The organism is Photobacterium iliopiscarium (genome assembly GCF_003026395.1).
Taxonomy (GTDB): Bacteria; Pseudomonadota; Gammaproteobacteria; order Enterobacterales; family Vibrionaceae; genus Photobacterium; species Photobacterium iliopiscarium.
This window is the reverse complement of record NZ_PYOO01000024.1, coordinates 1-22,712: the sequence shown is the minus strand read 5'-3', so window position 1 is coordinate 22,712 and position 22,712 is coordinate 1. Positions and strand designations below refer to the sequence as shown.

Below are 22,712 nucleotides of genomic sequence, written 5' to 3'. Positions count from 1 at the left end.
GGTTTTAACAAACCACTACTTTTAAATAGTGGTCGGTGAAGAGGGATTCGAACCCCCGACCCTCTGGTCCCAAACCAGATGCGCTACCAAACTGCGCTATTCACCGACTAATTCTTTTCTAGGAACGCTGCTAGAAGGGTCAACCCTCTGGTCCGCTATTCCTAACATCAGAGATGCGCTATCAAACTGCGCTATTCACCGACTTAATTCTTTTCTAGGAACGCTGCTAGAAGGGTCAATCCTTTGGTCCGCTATTCCCAACATCAGAGATGCGCTATCAAACTGCGCTATTCACCGACAATAATAATGGTTTTAACAAACCACTACTTTTAAATAGTGGTCGGTGAAGAGGGATTCGAACCCCCGACCCTCTGGTCCCAAACCAGATGCGCTACCAAACTGCGCTATTCACCGACTAATTCTTTTCTAGGAATGCTACTAGAAGGGTCAACCCTCTGGTCCGCTATTCCTAGCATCAGAGATGCGCTATCAAACTGCGCTATTCACCGACTTAATTCTGTATGCTTGTAAACAAGCGGGCTTTAAAAGCCAAATGCTGACTGGAGATCAACATCTTATAATATGGGGTGGCTAACGAGGCTTGAACTCGCGACAACCGGAATCACAATCCGGGACTCTACCAACTGAGCTATAGCCACCATTGTAGTGGTCGGTGAAGAGGGATTCGAACCCCCGACCCTCTGGTCCCAAACCAGATGCGCTACCAAACTGCGCTATTCACCGACTAATTTTGCTAGAAACATAAATAAAAAGTAAACTTCAAATCTATAATTCCTAACATCAAAGATGCGCTATTAAACTACGCTATTCTTCGATTATCAACGCGCTGTGCGTCGTTGAGGTCGCTTATAATACTCGCCATTTTTATTTTAGCAACCCCTATACGGTATTTTTTTTGTAACTAAAATATATGTGTATTAAAACAGCACTTTCAAGAGGTCCTAATAGCTTATTCTGTATAAAATACAAGCAACTATCTACATTTACAATAATTTGAAAAACTTAATGACAAATATCATTACACGATATAGTTAATTTTAAATGAATTTCAATGCTTAAACCCTTAAATATCTATCTTTATCTTTCCTATTTATTGGCTTTTGTTTCAATTAAGCGCAGGTATACTAAAATTATTGCTTAATTATAGTGAGTCTATTATGTCTAATAATGAATTAGATCTCTTTAAAGAGATGATGGCCGACGTAGCGCCGATAAAACAAGATACTATTTTAATCCAACAAAAATACCAAGTATCTGAAGCTCAACTTGCTCGACGTCTTGCGGCACAAACACTAGCTAACGGTAATATCGATTATCTCTCTATTGATAATGCCAATATGATCAAACCAGATGACATGATTGAGTTTAAACGTGATGGTGTCCAGTTGGCAGTATTTAAGAAAATGCGCCAAGGGAAATATGCTATTCATGCCCGTTTAGATCTCCATAAAAAGACCTTATCTCAAGCTCGTGATGAAGTGTTGGCTTTTTTAAAACAATCCCAACGTTTAGATATTCGCATCGTTATAATTGTTCATGGTAAAGGAGAGCGTAGCAATCCTCAGGCATTAATGAAAAGTTTTGTCACAACATGGCTCGAACAAATCTCAGATGTGCTTTGTTTTCACTCAGCGCAACGCCAACATGGTGGAACTGGAGCACTTTACGTTATGCTTAAAAAAAGTACGACAAAAAAACAACAAACACGCGAACGCCATTTGAACCATCGGGATCAATAACGACCATAAATAACTTTTTAATATTTAATATAAAAAAATAATGCGTATAGTTTCATTGGAATAAGCACCTTAATAAAATGGTAAGAAAAACATACCCTAGGGTTAAATTGTTTTGACTTTATTTATCATACAATTAACGTAAAGTCGCCGCCCTAGGAGATTATTCATGAATTCAGAAATACGCCCAATGCTGTTAATGCTAGTGTCTACATTTAGCTTATCAATAACAGGATTACTCGCTAAATGGCTAACCCACAGCTTTGATCCGGCATGGTTATGTTTTTTCCGCCTCTTATTCCCCGCAATTCTTGCCTTTTGGTTAATGATGATCACCCAATGGTCACAACCCAATAAACAAGCGTGGAGTGGTTTAATTGTTCGCGGTATTTGTATTACAGGCAGCCAGCTTTGTTTTCTTGCCTCAATTAAGCACCTTAGCCTTGTTGAAGCCGTTGTTTTATTTGGTACCAGTCCTTTATTTGTTCCAATTTTAGAACGTATCTTTTTTAAAACACCAATTAAACGCCTAATTATTATCAATTTAGGTATTACTTTTACCGGCTTGCTTTTTATTGCGGGTAATCTTGAACAAATGAAATTTGGTGGGAGCTTATTATTAGGTTTAGCTGGCGGTATTTTTAATGCAGGCTCACAAGTGGCGATGTACCGTTCAAGTAAAAGTAATCTAACGCCTTTAGGTGTGAGTGCTTGGAGCTTTATTGTTGCCTCAATATTTTTAGTACCTTTTTTAATGTTGTCTCCAATGACGACGGCGGTAGAGTGGCACACACTAACTGGCTGGCAACATCCTTTATTATTACTCTTGCTATTTATGGCGGTATGTACGGTTAATACGCAAGTGTTCCGAGCTAAAGCTTACCAACTCGCAGAGTCAGGTTCACAATTAGCGCCAATTATTTTTACTAATTTAATTTTCTCAGCCATTTGGCAATTTATGTTCTTTAACCATCCAATGTCATGGAACAAACTTGTTGGCGTCAGCTTAATTATATTAGCGACAATCTTAAATACTTTTGTGCCTATTTGGTTACGTAACAAAAGATGCCAGCCTAATTGCTAATGTAAAATAGCCGAACTGAGTTCGGCTATTTTTAATGACTGTTTTATAATTAAACTAACCACACCACGCGCAAGGCCAATCCCAGTAAGACGATCCCTGACAGACGATCAATCAATTGTGCTTTCGTTCTTAACACACTAAGAACACGCGGATAAGATAAAATACACGCAATTAATGTATACCAAAATCCATCCACCAGCAGCGGTGTCGCTACGATAATCACTTTTGATGAAACTTCATTACCGACTGCGACAAATTGGCTAAACAACGCAAGAAAGAATAACGCTAATTTAGGATTAAATAGCGAGATCATCACCCCATCACGCGCCGCGTCAAACAACGAACTTGGTTGCCCTTGCGCTAATTTTGCCGCAACACCACCTTTAGAACGTAATGCATTAAGCCCTAAATAAGCTAAATACCCTGCCCCCGCATAACTGACACTAGTAAATAGCAGTGGTGATTGATGTAAAACAACCGCTAATCCAAGCAGGGTGAATAATGCGTAACACCCCACTCCACAAGCATGCGCCCAGGCACAGACAATACCATGCCAACGTCCACCTGATAGACTATGTTTAGCCACTACCGCCAAACTGGGTCCAGGTGACATCGCACCTAATAGACAAATGAGTAATAAAGAAAGCCAAATACTAATCGTCATTGTTAATTTCCTTTTATCAATGAATAGATCGGGATCCTTTATTACCCCAATTAATTGTGATGACTCAATCTTGTTTCGCTATCGTTGCAAAATGCCCACCCGTTAAAGACACTAAATCTTTCGCTGCTAATTCTATTTCTAAGCCACGACGTCCAGCACTAACACAAATAGTCTCAAACTGCTCTGCGCTACTATCAACAAAAGTAGGTAGGCGTTTTTTCTGCCCCAAAGGACTAATACCACCAACGATATAACCCGTTACTTTTTCAGCTAATTTAGGATCAGCCATCTCGGCTTTTTTACCACCAGCCGCTTTAGCCGCAGCTTTTAGGTCTAACATCCCTGCGACAGGAACCACCGCAACAGCCAAGTTTTTAGGATCACCATTTAATGCAAATAATAGTGTTTTAAATACGCGATGAGGATCTAATCCCAATATTTCCGCGGCTTCATGACCAAAGTTATTATTAGCAGTATCATGTTCATATTGATGAATTTGGAATTCGGTTTTATTTTTTTTTGCTAGTTTAATTGCAGGTGTCATAACATTTTCTCTTACAACATTGATTAACCAAACAGTTGTAATTAGCTCCCCTTTATTTCAAATAAGATTCATCAAAGAAGCTAACAACATCTGTTTACCAAAATAGAACTATATACCGAGAAATATTTTAAAAAAAGGACAAAAAAACGGCACTGAATATTCAGCACCGTATGACATATATTTCAGCAATAATAATCACTTATTTATAAATAATCTCACCTTTAGGCGCATATTTATTAACATCAATTGGACTATTATTTTGTAAGAATTCTTGTAACACTTCCGCATCCACGAAACCAGTATTCACATATCCTGGATGTTTGTTAATTTTTGGATAGCCATCACCACCCGCAGCATTAAAACTTGGTACGGTAAAACGGTAGGTCTTATTCATTAATAATGGCTTGCCACCAATCTTAACATTGCTCACTTGACCATTCGCAACCGTCATCGTGATACCATAAAATTGAGCATAAGCACCAGAATCAACAGGCTTAGTTGCGACCACATTCAAATAGTCTAAAACGTCTTTTCCTGACATATCAACATAAGACACAATATTACCGAACGGTTGCACAGTCAGCACATCTTTATAAGTAATATCACCGCCATTAATTGAATCTCGTACACCACCAGAGTTCATCACTGCAAAATCAGCTTTTGCACGCTGCATATGGGAAGCTGCAATCAGACGACCTAAATTAGTTTGTTTAAAGCGTACCACACTACGATCACCTTCTAACTTACCGTTAGATTCTGCGATCTTAACCATTAGTTGTTCTTGGCCTTTTTCTTGGAATGGTGTTAAAAATGATAATACTTGAGGGTTTTGTTGAATCTCATTCTGAATAAAAACCCGCTTTTGGCTGCCATCATCTAATTTGATTTTTTTCTTCAAATTTACGGGAACCAAATCATAACTAATAAGATTTAATTCTCCATTTTGAAATTCAAAATCAGCCCGCCCAACATACTTACCCCATTCATGTGCTTGTACTATCCACGTTCCATTTTGTTGATCGGGCGTACACTTATCACCGGGCTTAAAATTACTATTATTTTTATTGGGTGATTCCATACACACAGGTTCTTGTGAATGGCCACCGACGATCATATCTAAATCACCCGGCTGCATATAACGCGCTAATGCAACATCACCAGGGGCATTAATACCTCGTTGACCATTTTCATAATGCCCCATATGGGTTGCGGCAATGATTACGTCAGGTTTTTCATTTTTTTCAAGTTCAGCAATCACTTTTTTTGCTTCCGCTTTTGGATCACGGAATTCAATTGCACCAATATATTCTGGATTACCAATTTTAGCGGTATCTTCAGTGGTTAATCCAATTACCGCAATCTTAATCCCTTGCTGCTCAAAAATTTGATATGGCTTAAATAAACGCTTACCGGTTTTTTTATCGTAAATATTGGCTGATAACATTGGGAATTTCGCCCATTGTTGTTGCTTACGTAATACATCAAGTGGGTTATCAAATTCATGGTTACCTAATGCCATCGCATCGTAACCTAACAAATTCATACCTTTAAAATCTGGCTCTGCATCTTGTAAATCTGATTCAGGAACACCGGTATTAATATCACCACCAGAAAGTAATAATGTGGTACCGCCTTCTGCTTTTACTTCTGCACGAATGTTATCTAACAACGTTTTACGCGCTGCCATTCCATATTCGCCATTTTGGTTTTGCCAAAAACGACCATGGTTATCATTGGTATGTAAAATAGTAATACGATACGTTTTATCAGCATCCCATTTCGTCGCAGTATCACCTGTCGGTGTAGCACAACCAGAAAGTACCGCAAGCAGAGCCGCTGTTAATGCAGTTTTAGCAAATAGACGTTGTTTCATGTTATCCACCTTAACGATTTTAATCATCAATATCGCCATTTAAATAGCTTAAATAGAATAAAATTGATGCAAAAATAATCGTGTTATTTAATTAAATAGTAATAATAAATAACAGCTTAATAATAATTGCGCTCAGTGTAAGTGAATAAAAAAACGACCACTGTTATAGCGTCATTATTTTGTAACCAAGATCACTGTTACAACATTCAAAACAAATAGTGGATCACAAATCATAAAAAAAGCTCGGACACTGCCGAGCTTTTTAGAAAAATATTGAGTAAATTCAAACCCTAAAAATAATTATTTATGGTTTAAAATACTTTTTCAAATTTAGTCGCTGAGCGACGCATAAAAATAGCCACTAATGCAGATATCGCTAAAAAGAAGCAATAGTAAGAATGAGAGACAATCTCTAATGGTGATAACTTAAACACTGAACCAAGTAATAATGCTTGAGCGCCATAAGGTAACACCCCTTGTATAACACAAGAGAATATATCCAATAAGCTCGCAGAACGACGAGGTGTAACACCATTTTCTTGGGCTAGCTCACGAGCAACCCCACCTGATACAATAATCGCGACCGTATTGTTAGCAGTACAACAGTTAGTTAAACTCACCAAACTTGCGATACCTAATTCACTTGCCCGTGAATTTTCTGATGCATTATGCTTTGAACTAAACTTACCAATCACACGGCTAATAAGCTGGGTTAAAAATGCTAATCCGCCTTGCTGACGCATTAACTCACTCACCCCACCAATTAACATTGAAAGTAAGAAAATCTCCTGCATGTTGCCAAAACCACTATAAATATCTTTACCAAACGTGGTTAAGCTATAGCTATCAATTGAGAATAATCCGACACCGCCAGCCAATACAATACCCAAACTCAATACCACAAATACGTTCACCCCAGAAACAGCAAGGATTAAAATGGTGATATAAGGTAAGACCTTGAGCCATTCAATAGGGTTAGCCGCTGGCAAGGTTGTCACAGAACTACTAAAAGCAAACAACACCATTGTTACTATCGCGGCGGGTAAAGCAATTTTAATGTTTTCACGGAATTTATCTTTCATCTGGCAGCCCTGAGATCGAGTAGCTGCAATCGTCGTATCAGAAATAATAGATAAGTTATCGCCAAACATGGCACCACTTAATACCACACCAGCCGTTAATGCCACATCCATTCCAGCAGCTTGAGCGATACCTAACGCAACAGGAGCCACTGCCGCAATAGTACCCATTGAAGTCCCCATTGAGGTAGCAATGAACGCTGAAATAACAAAAATACCCGGTAAAATCATGCTTGCAGGCAATATTGCCATCCCCAAGTTTACCGTTGCATCAACACCACCAGAGGCCTTAGCAACCGCAGCAAAGGCACCTGCTAATAAATAAATCATGCACATTGCAATAATATCACTATGGCCAACACCACGAATAAATTGCTCTATCGCTTTATTTAATTTTTCTTTACTCAGTAAAATAGCCACAACCACAGCAGGTAATGCTGCAACGGGTGACGGTAATTGATAAAATGCGAAATCGACGCCTTGATAAGTAAGATAACTACCGACACCGATAAATAAGGACAAAAAGATCCCCAATGGCAGCAATGCCAATGCTGAAGGTGTAATTGATGCTGTTTTCGTTGTGTTTGACATGCTGATAATGAATATCTATTTTAGAATTTCCCTTAGGTTAATGGGATGTGTCATCACTGTCAACATCCAGACGTCTAAACATCCATATGCACTACAATCAACACCCAGATAAAAGCGTCAAAAAAACATTTTCGTCAATATTTTGACGACATTACACGTCATTAACGCCAATAAAAAGTCATAAAATATCAATAGCTTAGGCGATATAAAATAAAGCATTTAATCATGACTGAATCAATTGTAATGCCAGTTATAATTTGCTCTCATAAGGTATATTTTTACTCATGAGATGAACTAATGCAGTTTTCACTCAAACAAAAACTGATCATTGCGAGCGTATCTGCGGTGATAATAATGGCAACAGCATTAACATGGCTGGCAGCCAAACAACTTGATAATGAAACCCATGCCAGTACATCAGAACGCGCTAACAGCATTGCATCAACAGCAACCGTCGGTATAGCCGATTGGATGAATATCCGCCGCGCAATCACACAATCATTTGATAAATATTATAATCAACCCAACAATATAATGTTTTTAGAACAAGCACGTCAGAGTGGTGGTTTTGATGATATTTATTTTGGTGCTGTTGATGGCGCAATGCTTCGTTCACACCCCGAACGTAATCGTGCTGATTATGATCCCCGCACGCGTCCTTGGTATAAAGACGCACAAACCGCTCGCAAACAAATCATTACTACAGCTTATAAAGATGCCATTACTAATGCATTATTAGTTACGATTGCCCAACCATTAATCAATAATGGTCAAATGGTCGGTGTGGTAGGTGCTGATGTTCTCATCGATCAACTAATCAATGATGTTATTAGCCTTGATGTGGGTGACAATGCGTTTGCAATGTTAATCAATAAACAAGATGGCAGCTTTTTAGCACATCCAAATAAACAATTACTACTTAAGCCATTGGCGCAATACAGCAACCAACTGACACTGGCTAATATTGAACAACAAATTACAACCAATAAACCACAAACTGTAACGATTAATGGCCAACAAAAAGTATTCTATTTTTCTAACGTACCAAATACCGACTGGATTTTAGCGTTAGAAATGGATCGGGCAACAGAAGAAGCCAATTACTATTCAGCGTTACAGCAGTTAATTATTACCGCAATCGTTATTACACTATTAGTGATTGCCACTTTAACAGTATTAGTTAATTTCCTCTTTCGCGATCTTAACCGCGTATCAGCAGCGTTGGCTGAAATTGCGAACGGTGAAGGTGATTTAACCCGCCGTCTTGAGCCTCACAGTAACGATGAAGTGGGTCAATTAGCGCATAACTTCAACTTATTTGTGAGTAACCTTCATAGTATGCTGACGCGTTTAAGTCTCGTTTCTAGCACTTTAAACCAACAGTCACATATCACCGCCTCTCAAGCAGAAGAACGCAGTACCCGTATTCAATTTCAACAAGATGAAATAAATATGGTGGCTACAGCAATTAATGAAATGGCAGCGGCCACTCATGAAATTGCATCAAATGCAGAAAATACTGCCCGCACCTCAGAAGAAACAGTGATTGCTTCAGGCCATGGCAGCGTCCAAGTTAATCAAAGCCAACAATCAATCGCGAGTCTTGCCCAAGAAGTTGAAACCGCAACTGGTGTCATCAGCGCATTAAACAGCCATGCACAAAGTATCAATACAATTCTTTCAACAATTCAAGGCATTGCTGAGCAAACCAACTTATTAGCCCTTAATGCTGCTATCGAAGCGGCGCGAGCAGGAGAACAAGGACGAGGATTTGCTGTTGTTGCCGATGAAGTAAGAGTATTAAGTCAACGTACCCATGCTTCAACCCAAGAAATTCAGCAAATGATAGAAACACTGCAACAAACCACCAGCCAAGCGGTTGGCATTATGGATGATAGCCGTCATTTAGCAGAAACCAGTGTTGATGATGCTAATTCAGCCTCTGCAAGCTTGTCTCAAATCACTACCGCCGTAAATAATATCAGTGATATGGCAACGCAAATCGCTTCCGCGGCAGAAGAACAATCATCTGTAACATCAGAAATCACTCGTAATACCGAGGGGATCCGTGATGTATCAAATGAATTGGCAATAGAAGCCAATGAAGCAGCGAAACAAGCCGCAGAATTATCAACGCTGTCGCATGAACTCCAACAAGAAATTAATCGATTTAAACTGTAATTATTCGCTATACCGTTAATGATCAACAAAAAAGGCTTGCCTACCCTGCGGCTAGTTAACACTAGAGACAGAGTAGGCAAGCCTTCATTTTTATATCTTAACTAACGACCGTTTTATTTAACCAAATTAAACACAATTGCACCTACCGCTAAGCACCCCATCAATAAGATGAAATACGTACTTATTTTGCCACGATAGATTTTTAAACTTTCAATGTGATATACCGCCAGCATTGGCATTAAAAATAAAATCATCGCAATCACCGGCCCTGATAGTGCTTCCATCATGCCCAAAATGCTTGGATTCATTACTGCTGCAAACCAAATACTGATAAACATCAGTACAATCCCGATCTTATCAATGGTCTTTAACGGTAAAGAAGTTTGCTTGGCAATTAAGCCATTAAAACTTTCGCGAGCCCCCATAAAGTGACCTAGGAACGACGATGTAATCGCAATAAAGGCAATTAATGGCCCCAAAATCATAATAAAAGGACTGTCTTCAACATTGGCTAAATACGATAACACTGACACATTATCGACTTTTGCTTGTTGAAGTTGCGCTGGCGTTAAACTTAATACACATGAAAAAACAAAAAACAATACAAACGCAATTAACATCACCGACGTACGTTTTAGAATCGTTTCTGATTTTTTATGTGCTTGATCACCATACTGACGACGCTGAGCATTAACAAAACCGGAAACCACTGGCGTATAGCTAAAAGCAAAAACAACCACGGGAACGGCTAACCATAATGACGCACTCAAATCGCCAATGCTTTGATGAAAGCTAAAATCAGGCATGTGCCAACTAGGAATAAGATAAATTGAAATACCCGCTAAAATAAATGCCAGTGGATAAACAATCATTCCAAAGACCCGTAGCATGGTTTTTTCACCCGCTAACATAATTGCGATCATACCAAACACTAAACAACCCGATAGCAGGATCCGTGAAGGTGGTGCCATGTTTAATTGATGAACGATAAAACTATCAACAGTATTGGTTAAACCGACACCATAAATCAGTAAAATAGGAAAAATAGACAGAAAATAAAGTAATGAGATTAAACGTCCATAACGCTGACCAAAGTGCTCTTCAACCACATCGGTAAAGTCTGCATCTTTTTGGGTCGATGATAAAACAAATCGTGCCAATCCACGGTGAGCCCAAAAAGTCATCGGTCCGGCAAGTAATGCCATGATAACTAACGACCAAAAACCACCCGAACCAATATTAATCGGCAAAAATAGAATGCCAGCCCCAACGGATGTTCCAAATAAACTTAACATCCAACTGGTGTCATGCTTAGTCCAACGTGACGAGACTGTTTTGGCTTCTGATATAGAAAGATCTTGCGATATTGACACGGTAACTCACTACGACTTAATAAAACTTGGTCGTCAGTATGGAACGAGCACAACAAAGACTCAAAAAAAAAGTGACACAGATCACCCTAAAATAACACAAGCTAATAATCCACTATCACTAAAAAATACGCAATATGTAATATATTAAACTGCTTAAACCTTGTTAAATTGAAACAAATAACCAAATTATTCAATTAAACAATTTTTTATGTATCGTTTATTTATTGCACAAAAAAGCCCCATGAATAGAATTCACAGGGCTAAAAGTAGATTACCAATAGTAATTAATTAACTTCAATTGGCGCGAAACTTTTAATTAAATCATCTAATTGTTTAATTTGTGCAAGGAAAGGCTCAAGCTTATCAAGCGGGAAAGCTGATGGGCCATCACAACGAGCAGAATCTGGCGTTGGGTGCGCTTCCATAAACAAACCAGCAATACCAGTTGCAATACCTGAACGTGCAAGATCAATGGTTTGCTCACGACGACCGCCAGATGCAGCACCAAGAGGATCGCGACACTGAAGTGCATGCGTTACATCAAAAATAATTGGACTACCTTTTGATGCTTTTTTCATAACATCAAAACCTAGCATATCAACGACAAGGTTATCATAACCATACAGTACGCCACGCTCACATAGAATCACATTGTTGTTATCACACTCGGCGAACTTCTCAACAATATTACCTACTTGACCAGGGCTCATAAACTGTGGTTTTTTCACATTAATTACAGCGCCAGTTTTTGCCATCGCTTCAACAAGATCTGTTTGACGAGCAAGGAAAGCCGGTAACTGAATCACATCAACCACATCAGCAACAATTTGAGCTTGTTCTTTTTCATGAATATCAGTAATGATTTTCACGCCAAAAGTATCTTTTAGTTCTTGGAAGATTTTTAAACCTTCTTCTAAGCCAGGACCACGGTACGAATGTACAGATGAGCGGTTAGCTTTATCAAAAGACGCTTTAAATACGAAAGGAATACCCAATTTAGTGGTTACTTCTACGTAATGCTCACACATCTTCATTGCTAGGTCACGAGACTCTAGTACATTCATACCACCAAAAAGTACAAATGGCTTATCGTTAGCAACATCAATATCACCAACACGAACAATTTTTTGTTGCATCATATTTATCTTCTCATCTAGTGCAAAGTGAGGGGCTCTTCGTACAGAGCATCCACTTGAAGTTTAAGCAAATCCGCAGCAGGATCTTCTGGGCATTGTTCAATAAAATAAGAATAATCAACCGCAGCAGCATGAAGGCAATCTAGTTGCTGGTAAATATAGCCTCGATCACGAATCTCATGTGGATCGCCAGGATTTAATACCAGCGCTAAATCACTGCAACGTAACGCGTCAGTAAATTGTTCTTCGCGTAATAACGCACTTTTCATTACCGTTAACCAACGCGATAAAATAACGTTATTTTGCTGCTCATCAAGATATTCAGATTTAAACTCAGCAAAAGGACCACGATGACCAATTAACCAACTGCGTAAAATATGGGTACTAACAAACTCACCATCAAAAGGATTGATGTATTGAATATCATCTTTCGACCACACAACTTTCAATAAAAATTGAGTCGGAAAACCAACGTTTTCGACGGGTAATTCAAGCTGTTTAGCTAAATACAATAAAATAGCGCCTAAACTCACCGGGATCCCTTTACGTCGTTCTAATACTTTATCTAAAAAGGCATTATCAGATGAAAAGTACTGCTGAAGATCCCCTTGAAACCCCCACTCTTGATAAAATAGCCGTAATAGACCATCTAAACGTAAACGAGGGTTAACCTCCCCCATTAACGTTTGTTCCGCTTCTTGTGCTAACTGCGTCAAGCGTAACTGTACCCAAGTGGTAGGGAAATCAGTCTCGACTTCAGCCATAAAAGCAATCGCACCATCGACCAATGGCATCTGATTAAGCTCTTGTTCATTAAATGGCATCATGATATTACCTGCATCAGCCTAAAATGGGTGTTTTAGTAATTGCCAGCTGTGCAGCTAAAACTAACCACCCAATGGCACCTAAAAAGGCAAATGTCTTAAATACTTTATTCTTTCCATGGTGAAGCGTGAAATAACCTAATGCAATATAGGCAAGAACACAGGTTAATTTTTCTGTTAGCCAACCATTACCCGCAGTAAATGGCATAAACCCAGTAATAAAAATTAATGCGACACCAGACGCTAACATGATCGTATCAATGACATGGGGTGTAATTTTAAAGAATTTTTTATTTATCATTGATGAGTTTGCCATCACCATAATATAGCGAGCGACAAACAGTAAGACACTTAACGCAATAGCAGTAAGGTGGATGTGTTTCATTGCCATATACATCATTGTTAATGATCTCCTTGCCAGCAACCCATCGTGACACGATCGAGCCCAGCATAATCTTGACATGTTGATACCTGTACATAGCCTAATTGCTCAAGTATCGTTCGAACGGCAGCGCCTTGTTCAAAACCATGTTCCATGAGTAACCAACCGTCAGGTAATAAATATTGGCGTCCATCTTGACTAATAATACGAATATCAGCGAGTCCGTTATCACTAGCAACTAATGCACTTTTAGGTTCAAAGCGTACATCACCTTCAACCAAATGTGGATCCGCTTCGTCAATATAAGGCGGGTTACTAACAATAACAGCAAATTGAGGTTGTTGCTCAAGAGGGCTATACCAACTACCGCTTAAAAAACGACTATTAGTAATGTCTAATCGTTGGCTATTTTCAGTCGCTAACGCCACCGCTTCTGGACGTAAATCAATCCCAGTAACAGCAACATCAGTACGTTCAGATGCAATCGCCAATGCTATTGCACCCGTGCCTGTACCTAAATCAAGTACTTGGCATGCATTAGTCGGGATTTTTTCAAGCGCTAATTCAACCAATCGTTCAGTATCAGGACGGGGAATTAATGTTGAAGGCGATACCTTCAACGGTAATGACCAAAACTCACGTTCACCGACAATATAAGCAATCGGCTCACCCGTTATTCGACGGGCTAATAGTGCTGAAAAAACATCAAATTGCGTATCATCAAGTTGTTTTTCCGGCCATGTTAACAAATAACTACGCGGTTTATCTAATACATGACATAGCAATACTGCACTGTCTAATTGCGGGCTATTTGAGCCCGCAATCACAAGTTGTGCACTGGTCTGTTGTAATAGACATTCAATGCTACGTGACATTAGTTTTGCTCAGCCATCGCAGCAAGCTGATCGGCTTGATATTCTACAAATACAGGCTGAATCAGTGCGTCTAAGTCACCTTCCATCACTTCATTCAAACGATAAAGTGTTAGTGTAATACGGTGATCCGAAACACGACCTTGAGGGTAGTTATAAGTACGAATACGATCTGAACGATCACCCGAACCTAGCAAATCACGACGGGTACTTGCTTCTGCTTCATGACGACGCGCTTCTTCTGCTTTAATAATACGTGCAGCCAACACTGACATCGCTTTCGCTTTGTTTTTGTGCTGTGAACGCTCATCCTGACACTCAACCACAATACCGGTTGGTAAGTGAGTAATACGAATTGCAGAGTCGGTGGTGTTAACGTGCTGACCACCCGCGCCTGATGAACGGAAAGTATCAATACGTAAATCGCCCGCATTAATTTCTGGAATTTCCGCTTCTGGAATTTCAGGTAAAATTGCGATAGTACAAGCAGATGTATGTACACGGCCTTGAGATTCTGTAGCAGGTACACGTTGTACACGGTGACCGCCTGACTCAAACTTTAATACGCCATAAGCGCCATCGCCGTTTACTTTTGCGATCATCTCTTTGTAACCGCCTTGCTCTGAGCGGTTTTCACTGATGATCTCGATACGCCAACCGCGACGTTCTGCATAACGGCTATACATACGGAATAGATCACCCGCAAAAATACCCGCTTCATCGCCACCAGCACCTGCGCGAATTTCAACGAAACAGTTACGATCATCATTAGGATCTTTAGGAATCAATAATAATTGTAATTCATCGGCTAAACGTTCAATTTCAGCTTTCGCGTCTTTGATTTCTTCTTGCGCCATTTCGCGCATTTCAGCGTCATCTTCTTGTGCCATTTCTTCAGCAGCTTCAAGATCTTCTTTGGCTTGTTGATATGCCTGAAAACACTTGGTCACTTCTTCAAGCTGAGAATATTCTTTTGATAGTGCACGAAATCGGTTTTGATCACTAAGAACACTGGAATCACCCAGTAAATGTTGAACTTCTTCGTAACGTTCAACTAGAGTTTCTAATTTAATTAAAATTGATTGCTTCATAATCTTCTAATTAGGGTGCGGAGTGACGGCCAAAGCCATCAACTGCTAATCGTTATAGGAATCCAGCCCGAGTGCTTCACGGATCACAACCAATTTGTCAGATTCACCATCTTTGGCAACCTGTTGCATGGCTTTAGTCGGAGCGTGGATAAGCTTATTAGTTAGTTTATTACTCAATTCTACCAAGGCTCTTTCAGGATCGGTGCCATTGGCGATTGCTTGTAAGCTGCGTTGTAACAGCTCATGTTTTATTGCTTCAGCATATTGACGATAGTCACGGATACTATCCACCGCTTCCAGTGAACGTAACCACTGTACAAAAGCTATACTTTCTTCGGTGATTATCGCCTCAGCTTGAATCGCAGCCACTTTACGTTGCTCACGATTTTTCTCGACAATCGAATGCAGATCATCAACAGAATATAAATATACATCATTAAGATCGCCAACCTGTGATTCAATATCACGCGGTACAGCAATATCAACAAAGAGCATTGGCTGATTACGTCGTTGTTTTAAGGCAGTTTCTACCATGCCTTTACCTACAATAGGTAACGGGCTTGCCGTCGAACTAATCACGATATCAGCACGATGCAGATGATCAGGAATATCTTCTAAACCTATCACTTCAGCGCCAAACTCACGTGCAAGATTAAGCGCACGTTCTCGAGTTCTATTAGCCACAATTAAACGGTTACAGCCTTGTTCAGCTGCATGACGAGCAACCAATTCAATGGTCTCTCCTGCCCCAATGAGCAACATCGTCACGCCTGATAAAGCTTCAAAAATTTGTCGAGCCAACGAACACGCAGCATAAGCAACAGAAACCGCATTGCCACCGATATCGGTTTCAGTACGCACGCGCTTGGCAACGGTAAATGTTTTTTGAAACAACTTTTCTAAGGTACCAACCACAGTTCCATTGCTTTTTGATTCCGAATAAGACTGCTTCACCTGTCCTAGGATTTGCGGTTCGCCTAATACTAACGAATCTAAGCCACACGCGACACGCATTAAATGCCGCGCCGCAGCTTGTTGTTCATGAAAGTACAGGCTTGGCATCAATTCTTCGGCTGTGATCTGATGAAATTTGGTCAACCAGTCAATAATCACACCCGGCCCTGACTGCGATAACTCACAGTAAACCTCGGTACGGTTGCATGTCGATACAATAACCGCACTCGATACCTCAGGATGGTTTTTAAGCTCCTGCAGTGCCAAAGACAGTTTTTCAGGAGAAAAAGCTACCTTCTCACGCAAATCAACAGAAGCTGTTTTGTGGTTGATTCCTAATGCAAGCAAGGTCATGGAAACAGTATACCCACTTTGGCAGTGAAAAAATCTAAGGTGAAGATTTTACTTGATGCCATGTCGTAATAAAAGACAACAGACGTAATCATTCCATAATGACACCATTTTTATCGTTTTTTAGCCACCTTATTAGTCTCGTTAGGGGGTATAATTTGGCTTTCGATTAAATTATCGCTATTGTTTTGGCTCATTCTGATAGAGACCCCCTATGATGATATTGCGTAATCTTGTTAAAAATATCACTTCAACCACAGTGACACCCGCATTCAAAAACGTGGTTATAGCACCTCAAAAAAAGTGGCTAGGCGCATTTTTCGCTTTATCGTTATCATTACTCTCAGGTTGTGCGCAACAACCAACACTCACCCATAAAGCCGATTGGACACTCCACCAAGCTCAATTACAGCAACTTACCCATTATCGTGCTCAAGGTGTATTTGGTTATATCAGTCCTCAACAACGGGTAACACTCACCTTTAATTGGCAAAATCAACCTGATGATTATCAACTCATTTTAACCAAAATGTATAAAACAATCCTCAAGTTGGACGCGCATCCTCATAGCGTTACACTTACAGATCCTGATGGTAAAACCTACCATGGCACTGATGCCGCACAATTAGTACAGCAACTTACGGGTATTAATTTACCACTGCAACAGATGCAAGATTGGTTAATTGGTCTACCTACAGGCACCGATCATTATCTACTCAATAAAAATAACCAAGTCGCCTTTTTAACCAAAAAAATTGGGGGTCGCACTTGGGAGATGCATTACAGTAGTTACGATAATACTCAGGTACCATCCTTGCCAATTCTGATGACGTTAAAACAGGGTGATTTAACCATAAAAATAAAAGTATCCGATTGGAAAGTACAGTAATCATCTGTTTATTAACGTTTTAAATTCACGAAATAATGAGTCATCGTCATGAACCACGAAGCTAAATTTGATATTGCCACTCAATGGCCAGCACCTGCAAAACTTAACCTTTTTCTCTACATTACAGGTCAGCGAGACAATGGTTATCACGACTTACAAACGTTATTTCAGTTTGTTAATTACGGTGACACATTAACCATTACCGCCCGTCAAGACAGCAAAATCACATTAATGCCAGCCATTACGGGTGTCGCTACTGAAGATAATTTAATTTACCGTGCTGCGGTTGCTTTACGCCAAGCCGCGCAAGTAGATTTTGGTGCAGAGATCCATATTGATAAAATTCTACCGATGGGTGGAGGCTTAGGTGGCGGATCATCCAATGCTGCCACAACCTTAGTCGCATTGAATTTTTTATGGCAAACACAATTATCTGTTGATGAACTTGCGGCTATTGGATTAAAACTTGGCGCAGACGTACCCGTTTTTGTTCGTGGTCATAGTGCCTTTGCAGAAGGTATTGGTGAGAAATTACAACCTGCATTGCCACAAGAAAAATGGTATTTAATTGCAAAACCTAATATCAGCATCGCAACTGCTGAAATTTTCAACCATCCACACCTACCACGTAACACTAAAAAACGTAGCTTAGATGCCCTGTTACGTAGGGTTTACGAAAACGATTGCGAAAAAATTGTAAGAAGTCTTAATCCCGAGGTTGATCAGGCGCTTTCATGGCTGTTAGAATATGCACCGTCAAGATTAACTGGTACTGGCGCTTGTGTGTTCGCAGAATGTGACACTGAGCAAGATGCTAATGATATTTTGAATAATTTACCTGACTGGCTCCAGGGATTTGTCGCAGAAGGTGTTAATGTATCTCCTTTGATGACAACGCTAGCCACATATTCTATGGATTGTCAGTAATTACAACTTGGACGCAACCTGAGGTTTACACCGTGCCTGATATGAAGCTGTTTGCTGGTAACGCTACACCAGAACTAGCCCAACGCATCGCTGATCGTCTTTATATTTCATTAGGAGACGCAACGGTTGACCGTTTCTCCGATGGTGAAGTATGTGTGCAGATTAATGAAAATGTTCGTGGTAGCGACGTATTCATTATTCAATCAACTTGTGCACCCACTAACGACAACCTAATGGAACTGGTTGTTATGATCGATGCATTACGTCGTGCTTCTGCAGGTCGTATTACTGCTGTGATTCCATACTTCGGTTATGCGCGTCAAGATCGTCGTGTACGTTCTGCTCGTGTGCCAATCACTGCCAAAGTTGTTGCTGACTTCCTTTCTAATGTAGGTGTTGACCGCGTATTAACGGTTGATCTACACGCTGAACAAATCCAAGGTTTCTTCGACGTACCGGTAGATAACGTATTTGGTAGCCCTGTGTTACTTGAAGATATGTTAGCGAAAAACCTACAAGATCCTGTTGTTGTTTCTCCTGATATCGGCGGTGTTGTACGTGCTCGTGCCATTGCTAAGTTACTAGATGATACTGATATTGCTATCATTGATAAACGCCGTCCACGTGCTAACGTTTCTCAAGTTATGCACCTAATTGGTGATGTTGAAGGTCGCGATTGTATTATCGTTGATGACATGATCGATACTGGCGGTACGTTATGTAAAGCGGCTGAAGCACTAAAAGAACGCGGTGCTAAACGTGTATTTGCTTACGCTACTCACCCTGTATTCTCTGGTAGTGCGCTGCAAAACATCACTGAATCTGTGATTGATGAAATCATTGTGACTGACTCAATTCCACTGACTAAAGAAATTGCAGCAACAGGCAAAGTTTCTGTATTGACGCTGTCTGGTATGCTAGCTGAAGCGATTCGTCGTATCAGTAATGAAGAATCAATTTCTGCTATGTTTGAACACTAATCACGTTCAATTAGCATGAGATTTTTCTCAGCTAAATTCTCAGCTAAATAAAAACCAACGCCTCGCTTTTGCGGGGCGTTTTATTTTTTATCTACCACTGAAAAACCCGATCACCGCAGAGTCGTATCAATTTCACTTGATTTAGTATAATATAGCGCGCGTTTTGAACCCGACTATTGCTCGGTTTAAGCATGACAATAGTAATGGTCATCACAAAACGCTATCACTATGGCTATATGACAAGAGAGACAAGCGTGAGTAATAATATTCGGTTACTTGTCGGCCTGGCAAACCCTGGCCAAGAGTATGCACAAACCCGCCACAATGCTGGTGCATGGGTCGTTGAAGAACTAGCTCGAGTCCATAACGTTACCCTACGTCTAGATCCAAAATATTTTGGTCTAACAGGCAGGATCACGACGAACGGCCAAGATCTTCGCTTGTTGATCCCAACCACATTCATGAATTTATCGGGTAAGTCAGTTGCCGCGCTCGCTAATTTTTTCCAAATTAAACCGGAAGAAATTTTAGTTGCGCATGATGAACTTGACTTACCTCCTGGTGTTGCCAAGTTTAAAAAAGGTGGTGGTCACGGCGGTCATAATGGTCTGCGTGATATCATTAGCAAAATGGGCAATAACAAAGATTTCTATCGCTTAAGGATAGCCATTGGCCACCCTGGCGATAAAAATAAAGTCGCTGGCTACGTGCTAGGAAAAGCACCAGCCAAAGATCAAGAACTTATTGATGCAGCAGTTGATGAATCAGTTCGCTGTATTGATGTGCTTCTAAAAGACGGCCTGAGTAAGGCACAAAATCGTCTTCATTCATTCAAGGCAGAATAGCGCACTGGCAACAGTACTACTTTGTCGTTATAGGCTCATCGTTGAGCACTATAGTTGAGTTGTTACAGAATAATCACCAAAAGGGTTACAAGCCATGGGTTTTAAATGCGGTATCGTAGGTCTACCAAACGTTGGTAAGTCAACACTGTTCAATGCCTTAACAAAAGCAGGCATCGAAGCAGCTAACTTCCCATTCTGTACTATCGAGCCAAACACAGGTGTTGTACCTGTGCCAGATCCTCGCATGGATGCATTAGCAGTATTCGTTAAACCAGAACGTATTCTGCCAACCACAATGGAATTTGTAGACATCGCAGGCCTTGTTGCTGGCGCATCTAAAGGTGAAGGTCTTGGTAACAAGTTCCTAGCTAATATTCGTGAAACTGATGCTATTGGTCACGTTGTTCGTTGTTTTGAAAATGAGAACATCGTTCACGTTGCTGGCCGTATTGACCCTCTTGAAGATATCGATATCATCAACCTTGAGCTAGCAATGGCTGACCTTGATACCTGTGAGCGTGCTATTTTCCGTGTCGCTAAGCGAGCTAAAGGTGGCGATAACGATGCTAAAACTGAGATCAAAGTACTAGAAAAAATGCTACCAGTATTAACTGATGGCGAAATGCTACGTGCAATGGATTTAAGCCAAGAAGAAAAAGCAGCGGTTGATTACCTGCACTTCTTAACACTAAAACCAACAATGTACATTGCTAACGTTAGTGAAGATGGTTTTGAAAACAACCCATTCCTAGACAAAGTTATTGAGCGCGCAGCAACAGAAAACGCCATTGTTGTGCCTATCTGTGCGGCAATGGAATCTGAAATCGCTGAACTTGATGATGAAGATCGTGAAGAATTCCTAGCGGATATGGGTATCGAAGAACCAGGTCTTAACCGTGTAATTCGTTCTGGCTATGAATTACTTGCACTACAAACTTATTTCACTGCTGGTGTTAAAGAAGTACGTGCATGGACTATCCCTGTTGGCGCTACAGCACCAAAAGCTGCCGGTGTGATCCACACTGACTTTGAAAAAGGCTTCATTCGCGCAGAAGTTATTGGCTACAATGATTACATCGAATGCGGTGGCGAATCAGCAGCAAAAGATGCAGGTAAATGGCGTCTAGAAGGTAAAGAATACATCGTTAAAGATGGTGATGTAGTCCATTTCCGCTTCAACGTATAATCGTTTCTATTCAATTATTATTGATATAACGATGAATTGATGAATAAGCCAGCATAATGCTGGCTTATTTTTTATCACCTCAAGCTTAAAAATAGATCAGCGCTAGGTCACAGTTTTAATTATTATTAGCTGACAATTCAGATATCAGTTTGTGATTCGCCCAGTTCGCCCAAATAACCGACGAACAAACGAATTTTCGCTGTTTTTCAAAAAAAACTATTGACGGTTTTAGCTGGTATGAGCATAATGCGCCCCGTTCCCAACGAAGCGGCTCACTAAGAGCAGTGGCTATTGGAAGCAAAATGGCTACGTAGCTCAGTTGGTTAGAGCACATCACTCATAATGATGGGGTCACAGGTTCGAATCCCGTCGTAGCCACCATTTCAATTTTATTATAAGATTGAAAATCAATATTATTTATTGACAAAATGCGGAAGTGGCGGAATTGGTAGACGCACTAGATTTAGGTTCTAGCGCCGTAAGGTGTGAGAGTTCAAGTCTCTCCTTCCGCACCATTCTCTCAATAGAGTTGAGAGATAGCTTGAAAAAGCACACTGTAGGTCTATCGCCAAGCGGTAAGGCAACGGCTTTTGATGCCGTCATACCCTGGTTCGAATCCAGGTAGACCTGCCATTATTTAAAAATAACGATTAACTTTATTCTTAGTGAATATTATTAATTGGTATTTTGCGTTGGCTACGTAGCTCAGTTGGTTAGAGCACATCACTCATAATGATGGGGTCACAGGTTCGAATCCCGTTGTAGCCACCATTTATTCTTCAACTAAGTATTTACCTATACTTGATTGAAAAATAACAATCAGAGACAACAGTTATTTATAACTGACAATATGCGGAAGTGGCGGAATTGGTAGACGCACTAGATTTAGGTTCTAGCGCCGCAAGGTGTGAGAGTTCAAGTCTCTCCTTCCGCACCATTCTCTCTGATTTAAAAAGTCTTGTTACTACCCAACAAGCAACGCTTATGTAATTTAAGCACTGATAGGTCTATCGCCAAGCGGTAAGGCAACGGCTTTTGATGCCGTCATACCCTGGTTCGAATCCAGGTAGACCTGCCATATTTAGATTAATTGTTGCGACAGTTAATCATTGCGGAAGTGGCGGAATTG

At 40.3% G+C, this 22,712-nt stretch carries 19 protein-coding genes and 10 tRNA genes; 14 read left to right on the top strand and 15 right to left on the bottom strand.

Going from position 1 to position 22,712, the window contains the following annotated elements:
* Positions 1-29: 29 nt before the first annotated feature.
* The 4 genes from C9J51_RS18925 to C9J51_RS18910 form a co-directional block, all read right to left on the bottom strand.
* A tRNA-Pro gene (locus tag C9J51_RS18925) sits at positions 30-106 on the bottom strand.
* A gap of 231 nt (positions 107-337) precedes the next feature.
* A tRNA-Pro gene (locus tag C9J51_RS18920) sits at positions 338-414 on the bottom strand.
* A gap of 169 nt (positions 415-583) precedes the next feature.
* A tRNA-His gene (locus tag C9J51_RS18915) sits at positions 584-659 on the bottom strand.
* A gap of 8 nt (positions 660-667) precedes the next feature.
* Positions 668-744, bottom strand: a tRNA-Pro gene (locus C9J51_RS18910).
* A 434-nt stretch (positions 745-1,178) separates the two neighbouring features.
* Here C9J51_RS18910 and smrA point away from each other — a divergent pair.
* Together smrA and C9J51_RS18900 are read left to right on the top strand one after the other, a co-directional pair.
* On the top strand, positions 1,179-1,760 hold the full coding sequence (smrA, locus tag C9J51_RS18905) for a DNA endonuclease SmrA (RefSeq protein ID WP_045040863.1): 582 nt from the start codon (positions 1,179-1,181) through the stop codon (positions 1,758-1,760).
* Positions 1,761-1,926: 166 nt separating this feature from the next.
* Positions 1,927-2,841 carry a DMT family transporter gene (locus C9J51_RS18900; RefSeq protein WP_045040862.1) on the top strand — a complete coding sequence of 305 codons (915 nt, stop codon included), beginning with the start codon at positions 1,927-1,929 and terminating at the stop codon, positions 2,839-2,841.
* Positions 2,842-2,890: 49 nt separating this feature from the next.
* Here the strand turns inward: C9J51_RS18900 and C9J51_RS18895 are convergent, their stop codons facing one another.
* The 4 genes from C9J51_RS18895 to C9J51_RS18880 all read right to left on the bottom strand — a co-directional run bounded on the left by C9J51_RS18895 (position 2,891) and on the right by C9J51_RS18880 (position 7,592).
* Complete coding sequence (locus tag C9J51_RS18895) at positions 2,891-3,505, bottom strand: LysE family translocator (protein WP_045040861.1); 615 nt, start codon at positions 3,503-3,505, stop codon at positions 2,891-2,893.
* A gap of 64 nt (positions 3,506-3,569) precedes the next feature.
* Positions 3,570-4,049, bottom strand: a complete 480-nt coding sequence (ybaK, locus tag C9J51_RS18890; RefSeq protein WP_107275280.1) for a Cys-tRNA(Pro) deacylase — start codon at positions 4,047-4,049, stop codon at positions 3,570-3,572.
* 199 nt (positions 4,050-4,248) lie between these two features.
* The gene (ushA, locus tag C9J51_RS18885) at positions 4,249-5,922 is read right to left on the bottom strand and encodes a bifunctional UDP-sugar hydrolase/5'-nucleotidase UshA (RefSeq protein WP_107275281.1); all 1,674 of its coding nucleotides are present in this window, start codon (positions 5,920-5,922) and stop codon (positions 4,249-4,251) included.
* 311 nt (positions 5,923-6,233) lie between these two features.
* Positions 6,234-7,592 carry a Na+/H+ antiporter NhaC family protein gene (locus C9J51_RS18880; protein WP_045040860.1) on the bottom strand — a complete coding sequence of 453 codons (1,359 nt, stop codon included), beginning with the start codon at positions 7,590-7,592 and terminating at the stop codon, positions 6,234-6,236.
* A gap of 297 nt (positions 7,593-7,889) precedes the next feature.
* Here C9J51_RS18880 and C9J51_RS18875 point away from each other — a divergent pair, with 297 nt between their 5' ends.
* Positions 7,890-9,773, top strand: coding sequence for a methyl-accepting chemotaxis protein (locus C9J51_RS18875; RefSeq protein WP_045040859.1), 1,884 nt, complete (start codon positions 7,890-7,892; stop codon positions 9,771-9,773).
* 113 nt (positions 9,774-9,886) lie between these two features.
* Here the strand turns inward: C9J51_RS18875 and C9J51_RS18870 are convergent, their stop codons facing one another.
* From C9J51_RS18870 to hemA, 7 genes are all read right to left on the bottom strand, one after another.
* On the bottom strand, positions 9,887-11,146 hold the full coding sequence (locus C9J51_RS18870; protein ID WP_107238120.1) for an SLC5/6 family protein: 1,260 nt from the start codon (positions 11,144-11,146) through the stop codon (positions 9,887-9,889).
* Between the two features lie 284 nt (positions 11,147-11,430).
* On the bottom strand, positions 11,431-12,285 hold the full coding sequence (kdsA, locus tag C9J51_RS18865) for a 3-deoxy-8-phosphooctulonate synthase (protein WP_082064270.1): 855 nt from the start codon (positions 12,283-12,285) through the stop codon (positions 11,431-11,433).
* 14 nt (positions 12,286-12,299) lie between these two features.
* Positions 12,300-13,109 (bottom strand): SirB1 family protein, encoded by an 810-nt coding sequence (locus C9J51_RS18860; RefSeq protein WP_045038692.1) that lies wholly within the window; start codon positions 13,107-13,109, stop codon positions 12,300-12,302.
* A gap of 13 nt (positions 13,110-13,122) precedes the next feature.
* Positions 13,123-13,503 (bottom strand): SirB2 family protein, encoded by a 381-nt coding sequence (locus C9J51_RS18855; RefSeq protein ID WP_045038701.1) that lies wholly within the window; start codon positions 13,501-13,503, stop codon positions 13,123-13,125.
* A 5-nt stretch (positions 13,504-13,508) separates the two neighbouring features.
* Complete coding sequence (gene prmC / locus C9J51_RS18850; RefSeq protein WP_045040858.1) at positions 13,509-14,363, bottom strand: peptide chain release factor N(5)-glutamine methyltransferase; 855 nt, start codon at positions 14,361-14,363, stop codon at positions 13,509-13,511.
* Positions 14,363-15,451, bottom strand: a complete 1,089-nt coding sequence (gene prfA / locus C9J51_RS18845; protein WP_045038694.1) for a peptide chain release factor 1 — start codon at positions 15,449-15,451, stop codon at positions 14,363-14,365. Before prfA ends, prmC begins: the two co-directional genes overlap by 1 nt.
* Before the next feature lie 45 nt (positions 15,452-15,496).
* Entirely contained in the window at positions 15,497-16,759 is a 1,263-nt protein-coding gene (gene hemA, locus C9J51_RS18840) for a glutamyl-tRNA reductase (RefSeq protein WP_045038695.1), read from the bottom strand.
* Between the two features lie 211 nt (positions 16,760-16,970).
* On the opposite strand from hemA, the gene lolB reads away from it, so the two are divergent.
* The 11 genes from lolB (at position 16,971) to C9J51_RS18785 (ending at position 22,661) form a co-directional block, all read left to right on the top strand.
* On the top strand, positions 16,971-17,645 hold the full coding sequence (lolB, locus tag C9J51_RS18835; RefSeq protein WP_231579460.1) for a lipoprotein insertase outer membrane protein LolB: 675 nt from the start codon (positions 16,971-16,973) through the stop codon (positions 17,643-17,645).
* A gap of 48 nt (positions 17,646-17,693) precedes the next feature.
* Entirely contained in the window at positions 17,694-18,572 is an 879-nt protein-coding gene (gene ispE, locus C9J51_RS18830) for a 4-(cytidine 5'-diphospho)-2-C-methyl-D-erythritol kinase (protein WP_045038696.1), read from the top strand.
* A gap of 32 nt (positions 18,573-18,604) precedes the next feature.
* A complete protein-coding gene (locus tag C9J51_RS18825; RefSeq protein ID WP_045038697.1) occupies positions 18,605-19,552 on the top strand; it encodes a ribose-phosphate pyrophosphokinase in 948 nt (315 codons plus the stop codon).
* 254 nt (positions 19,553-19,806) lie between these two features.
* The gene (gene pth, locus C9J51_RS18820; protein WP_045038698.1) at positions 19,807-20,397 is read left to right on the top strand and encodes an aminoacyl-tRNA hydrolase; all 591 of its coding nucleotides are present in this window, start codon (positions 19,807-19,809) and stop codon (positions 20,395-20,397) included.
* Positions 20,398-20,491: 94 nt separating this feature from the next.
* The gene (gene ychF / locus C9J51_RS18815) at positions 20,492-21,583 is read left to right on the top strand and encodes a redox-regulated ATPase YchF (protein WP_045038699.1); all 1,092 of its coding nucleotides are present in this window, start codon (positions 20,492-20,494) and stop codon (positions 21,581-21,583) included.
* Between the two features lie 304 nt (positions 21,584-21,887).
* A tRNA-Met gene (locus tag C9J51_RS18810) sits at positions 21,888-21,964 on the top strand.
* A 49-nt stretch (positions 21,965-22,013) separates the two neighbouring features.
* Positions 22,014-22,098 (top strand) — tRNA-Leu (locus tag C9J51_RS18805).
* A 43-nt stretch (positions 22,099-22,141) separates the two neighbouring features.
* Positions 22,142-22,216 (top strand) — tRNA-Gln (locus C9J51_RS18800).
* A gap of 61 nt (positions 22,217-22,277) precedes the next feature.
* Positions 22,278-22,354: transfer RNA gene (locus C9J51_RS18795), tRNA-Met, on the top strand.
* Positions 22,355-22,435: 81 nt separating this feature from the next.
* Positions 22,436-22,520: transfer RNA gene (locus C9J51_RS18790), tRNA-Leu, on the top strand.
* Positions 22,521-22,586: 66 nt separating this feature from the next.
* Positions 22,587-22,661, top strand: a tRNA-Gln gene (locus tag C9J51_RS18785).
* Positions 22,662-22,712: the final 51 nt, after the last annotated feature.

Excerpts from the sequence above, each read along its gene's own strand:
- smrA (WP_045040863.1), top strand. The coding sequence starts at position 1,179 with ATGTCTAATAATGAATTAGATCTCTTTAAAGAGATGATGGCCGACGTA.
- C9J51_RS18900 (WP_045040862.1), top strand. The coding sequence starts at position 1,927 with ATGAATTCAGAAATACGCCCAATGCTGTTAATGCTAGTGTCTACATTT.
- C9J51_RS18895 (WP_045040861.1), bottom strand. The coding sequence starts at position 3,505 with ATGACGATTAGTATTTGGCTTTCTTTATTACTCATTTGTCTATTAGGT.
- ybaK (WP_107275280.1), bottom strand. The coding sequence starts at position 4,049 with ATGACACCTGCAATTAAACTAGCAAAAAAAAATAAAACCGAATTCCAA.
- ushA (WP_107275281.1), bottom strand. The coding sequence starts at position 5,922 with ATGAAACAACGTCTATTTGCTAAAACTGCATTAACAGCGGCTCTGCTT.
- C9J51_RS18880 (WP_045040860.1), bottom strand. The coding sequence starts at position 7,592 with ATGTCAAACACAACGAAAACAGCATCAATTACACCTTCAGCATTGGCA.
- C9J51_RS18875 (WP_045040859.1), top strand. The coding sequence starts at position 7,890 with ATGCAGTTTTCACTCAAACAAAAACTGATCATTGCGAGCGTATCTGCG.
- kdsA (WP_082064270.1), bottom strand. The coding sequence starts at position 12,285 with ATGATGCAACAAAAAATTGTTCGTGTTGGTGATATTGATGTTGCTAAC.
- C9J51_RS18860 (WP_045038692.1), bottom strand. The coding sequence starts at position 13,109 with ATGATGCCATTTAATGAACAAGAGCTTAATCAGATGCCATTGGTCGAT.
- C9J51_RS18855 (WP_045038701.1), bottom strand. The coding sequence starts at position 13,503 with ATGTATATGGCAATGAAACACATCCACCTTACTGCTATTGCGTTAAGT.
- prmC (WP_045040858.1), bottom strand. The coding sequence starts at position 14,363 with ATGTCACGTAGCATTGAATGTCTATTACAACAGACCAGTGCACAACTT.
- prfA (WP_045038694.1), bottom strand. The coding sequence starts at position 15,451 with ATGAAGCAATCAATTTTAATTAAATTAGAAACTCTAGTTGAACGTTAC.
- hemA (WP_045038695.1), bottom strand. The coding sequence starts at position 16,759 with ATGACCTTGCTTGCATTAGGAATCAACCACAAAACAGCTTCTGTTGAT.
- lolB (WP_231579460.1), top strand. The coding sequence starts at position 16,971 with ATGATGATATTGCGTAATCTTGTTAAAAATATCACTTCAACCACAGTG.
- ispE (WP_045038696.1), top strand. The coding sequence starts at position 17,694 with ATGAACCACGAAGCTAAATTTGATATTGCCACTCAATGGCCAGCACCT.
- ychF (WP_045038699.1), top strand. The coding sequence starts at position 20,492 with ATGGGTTTTAAATGCGGTATCGTAGGTCTACCAAACGTTGGTAAGTCA.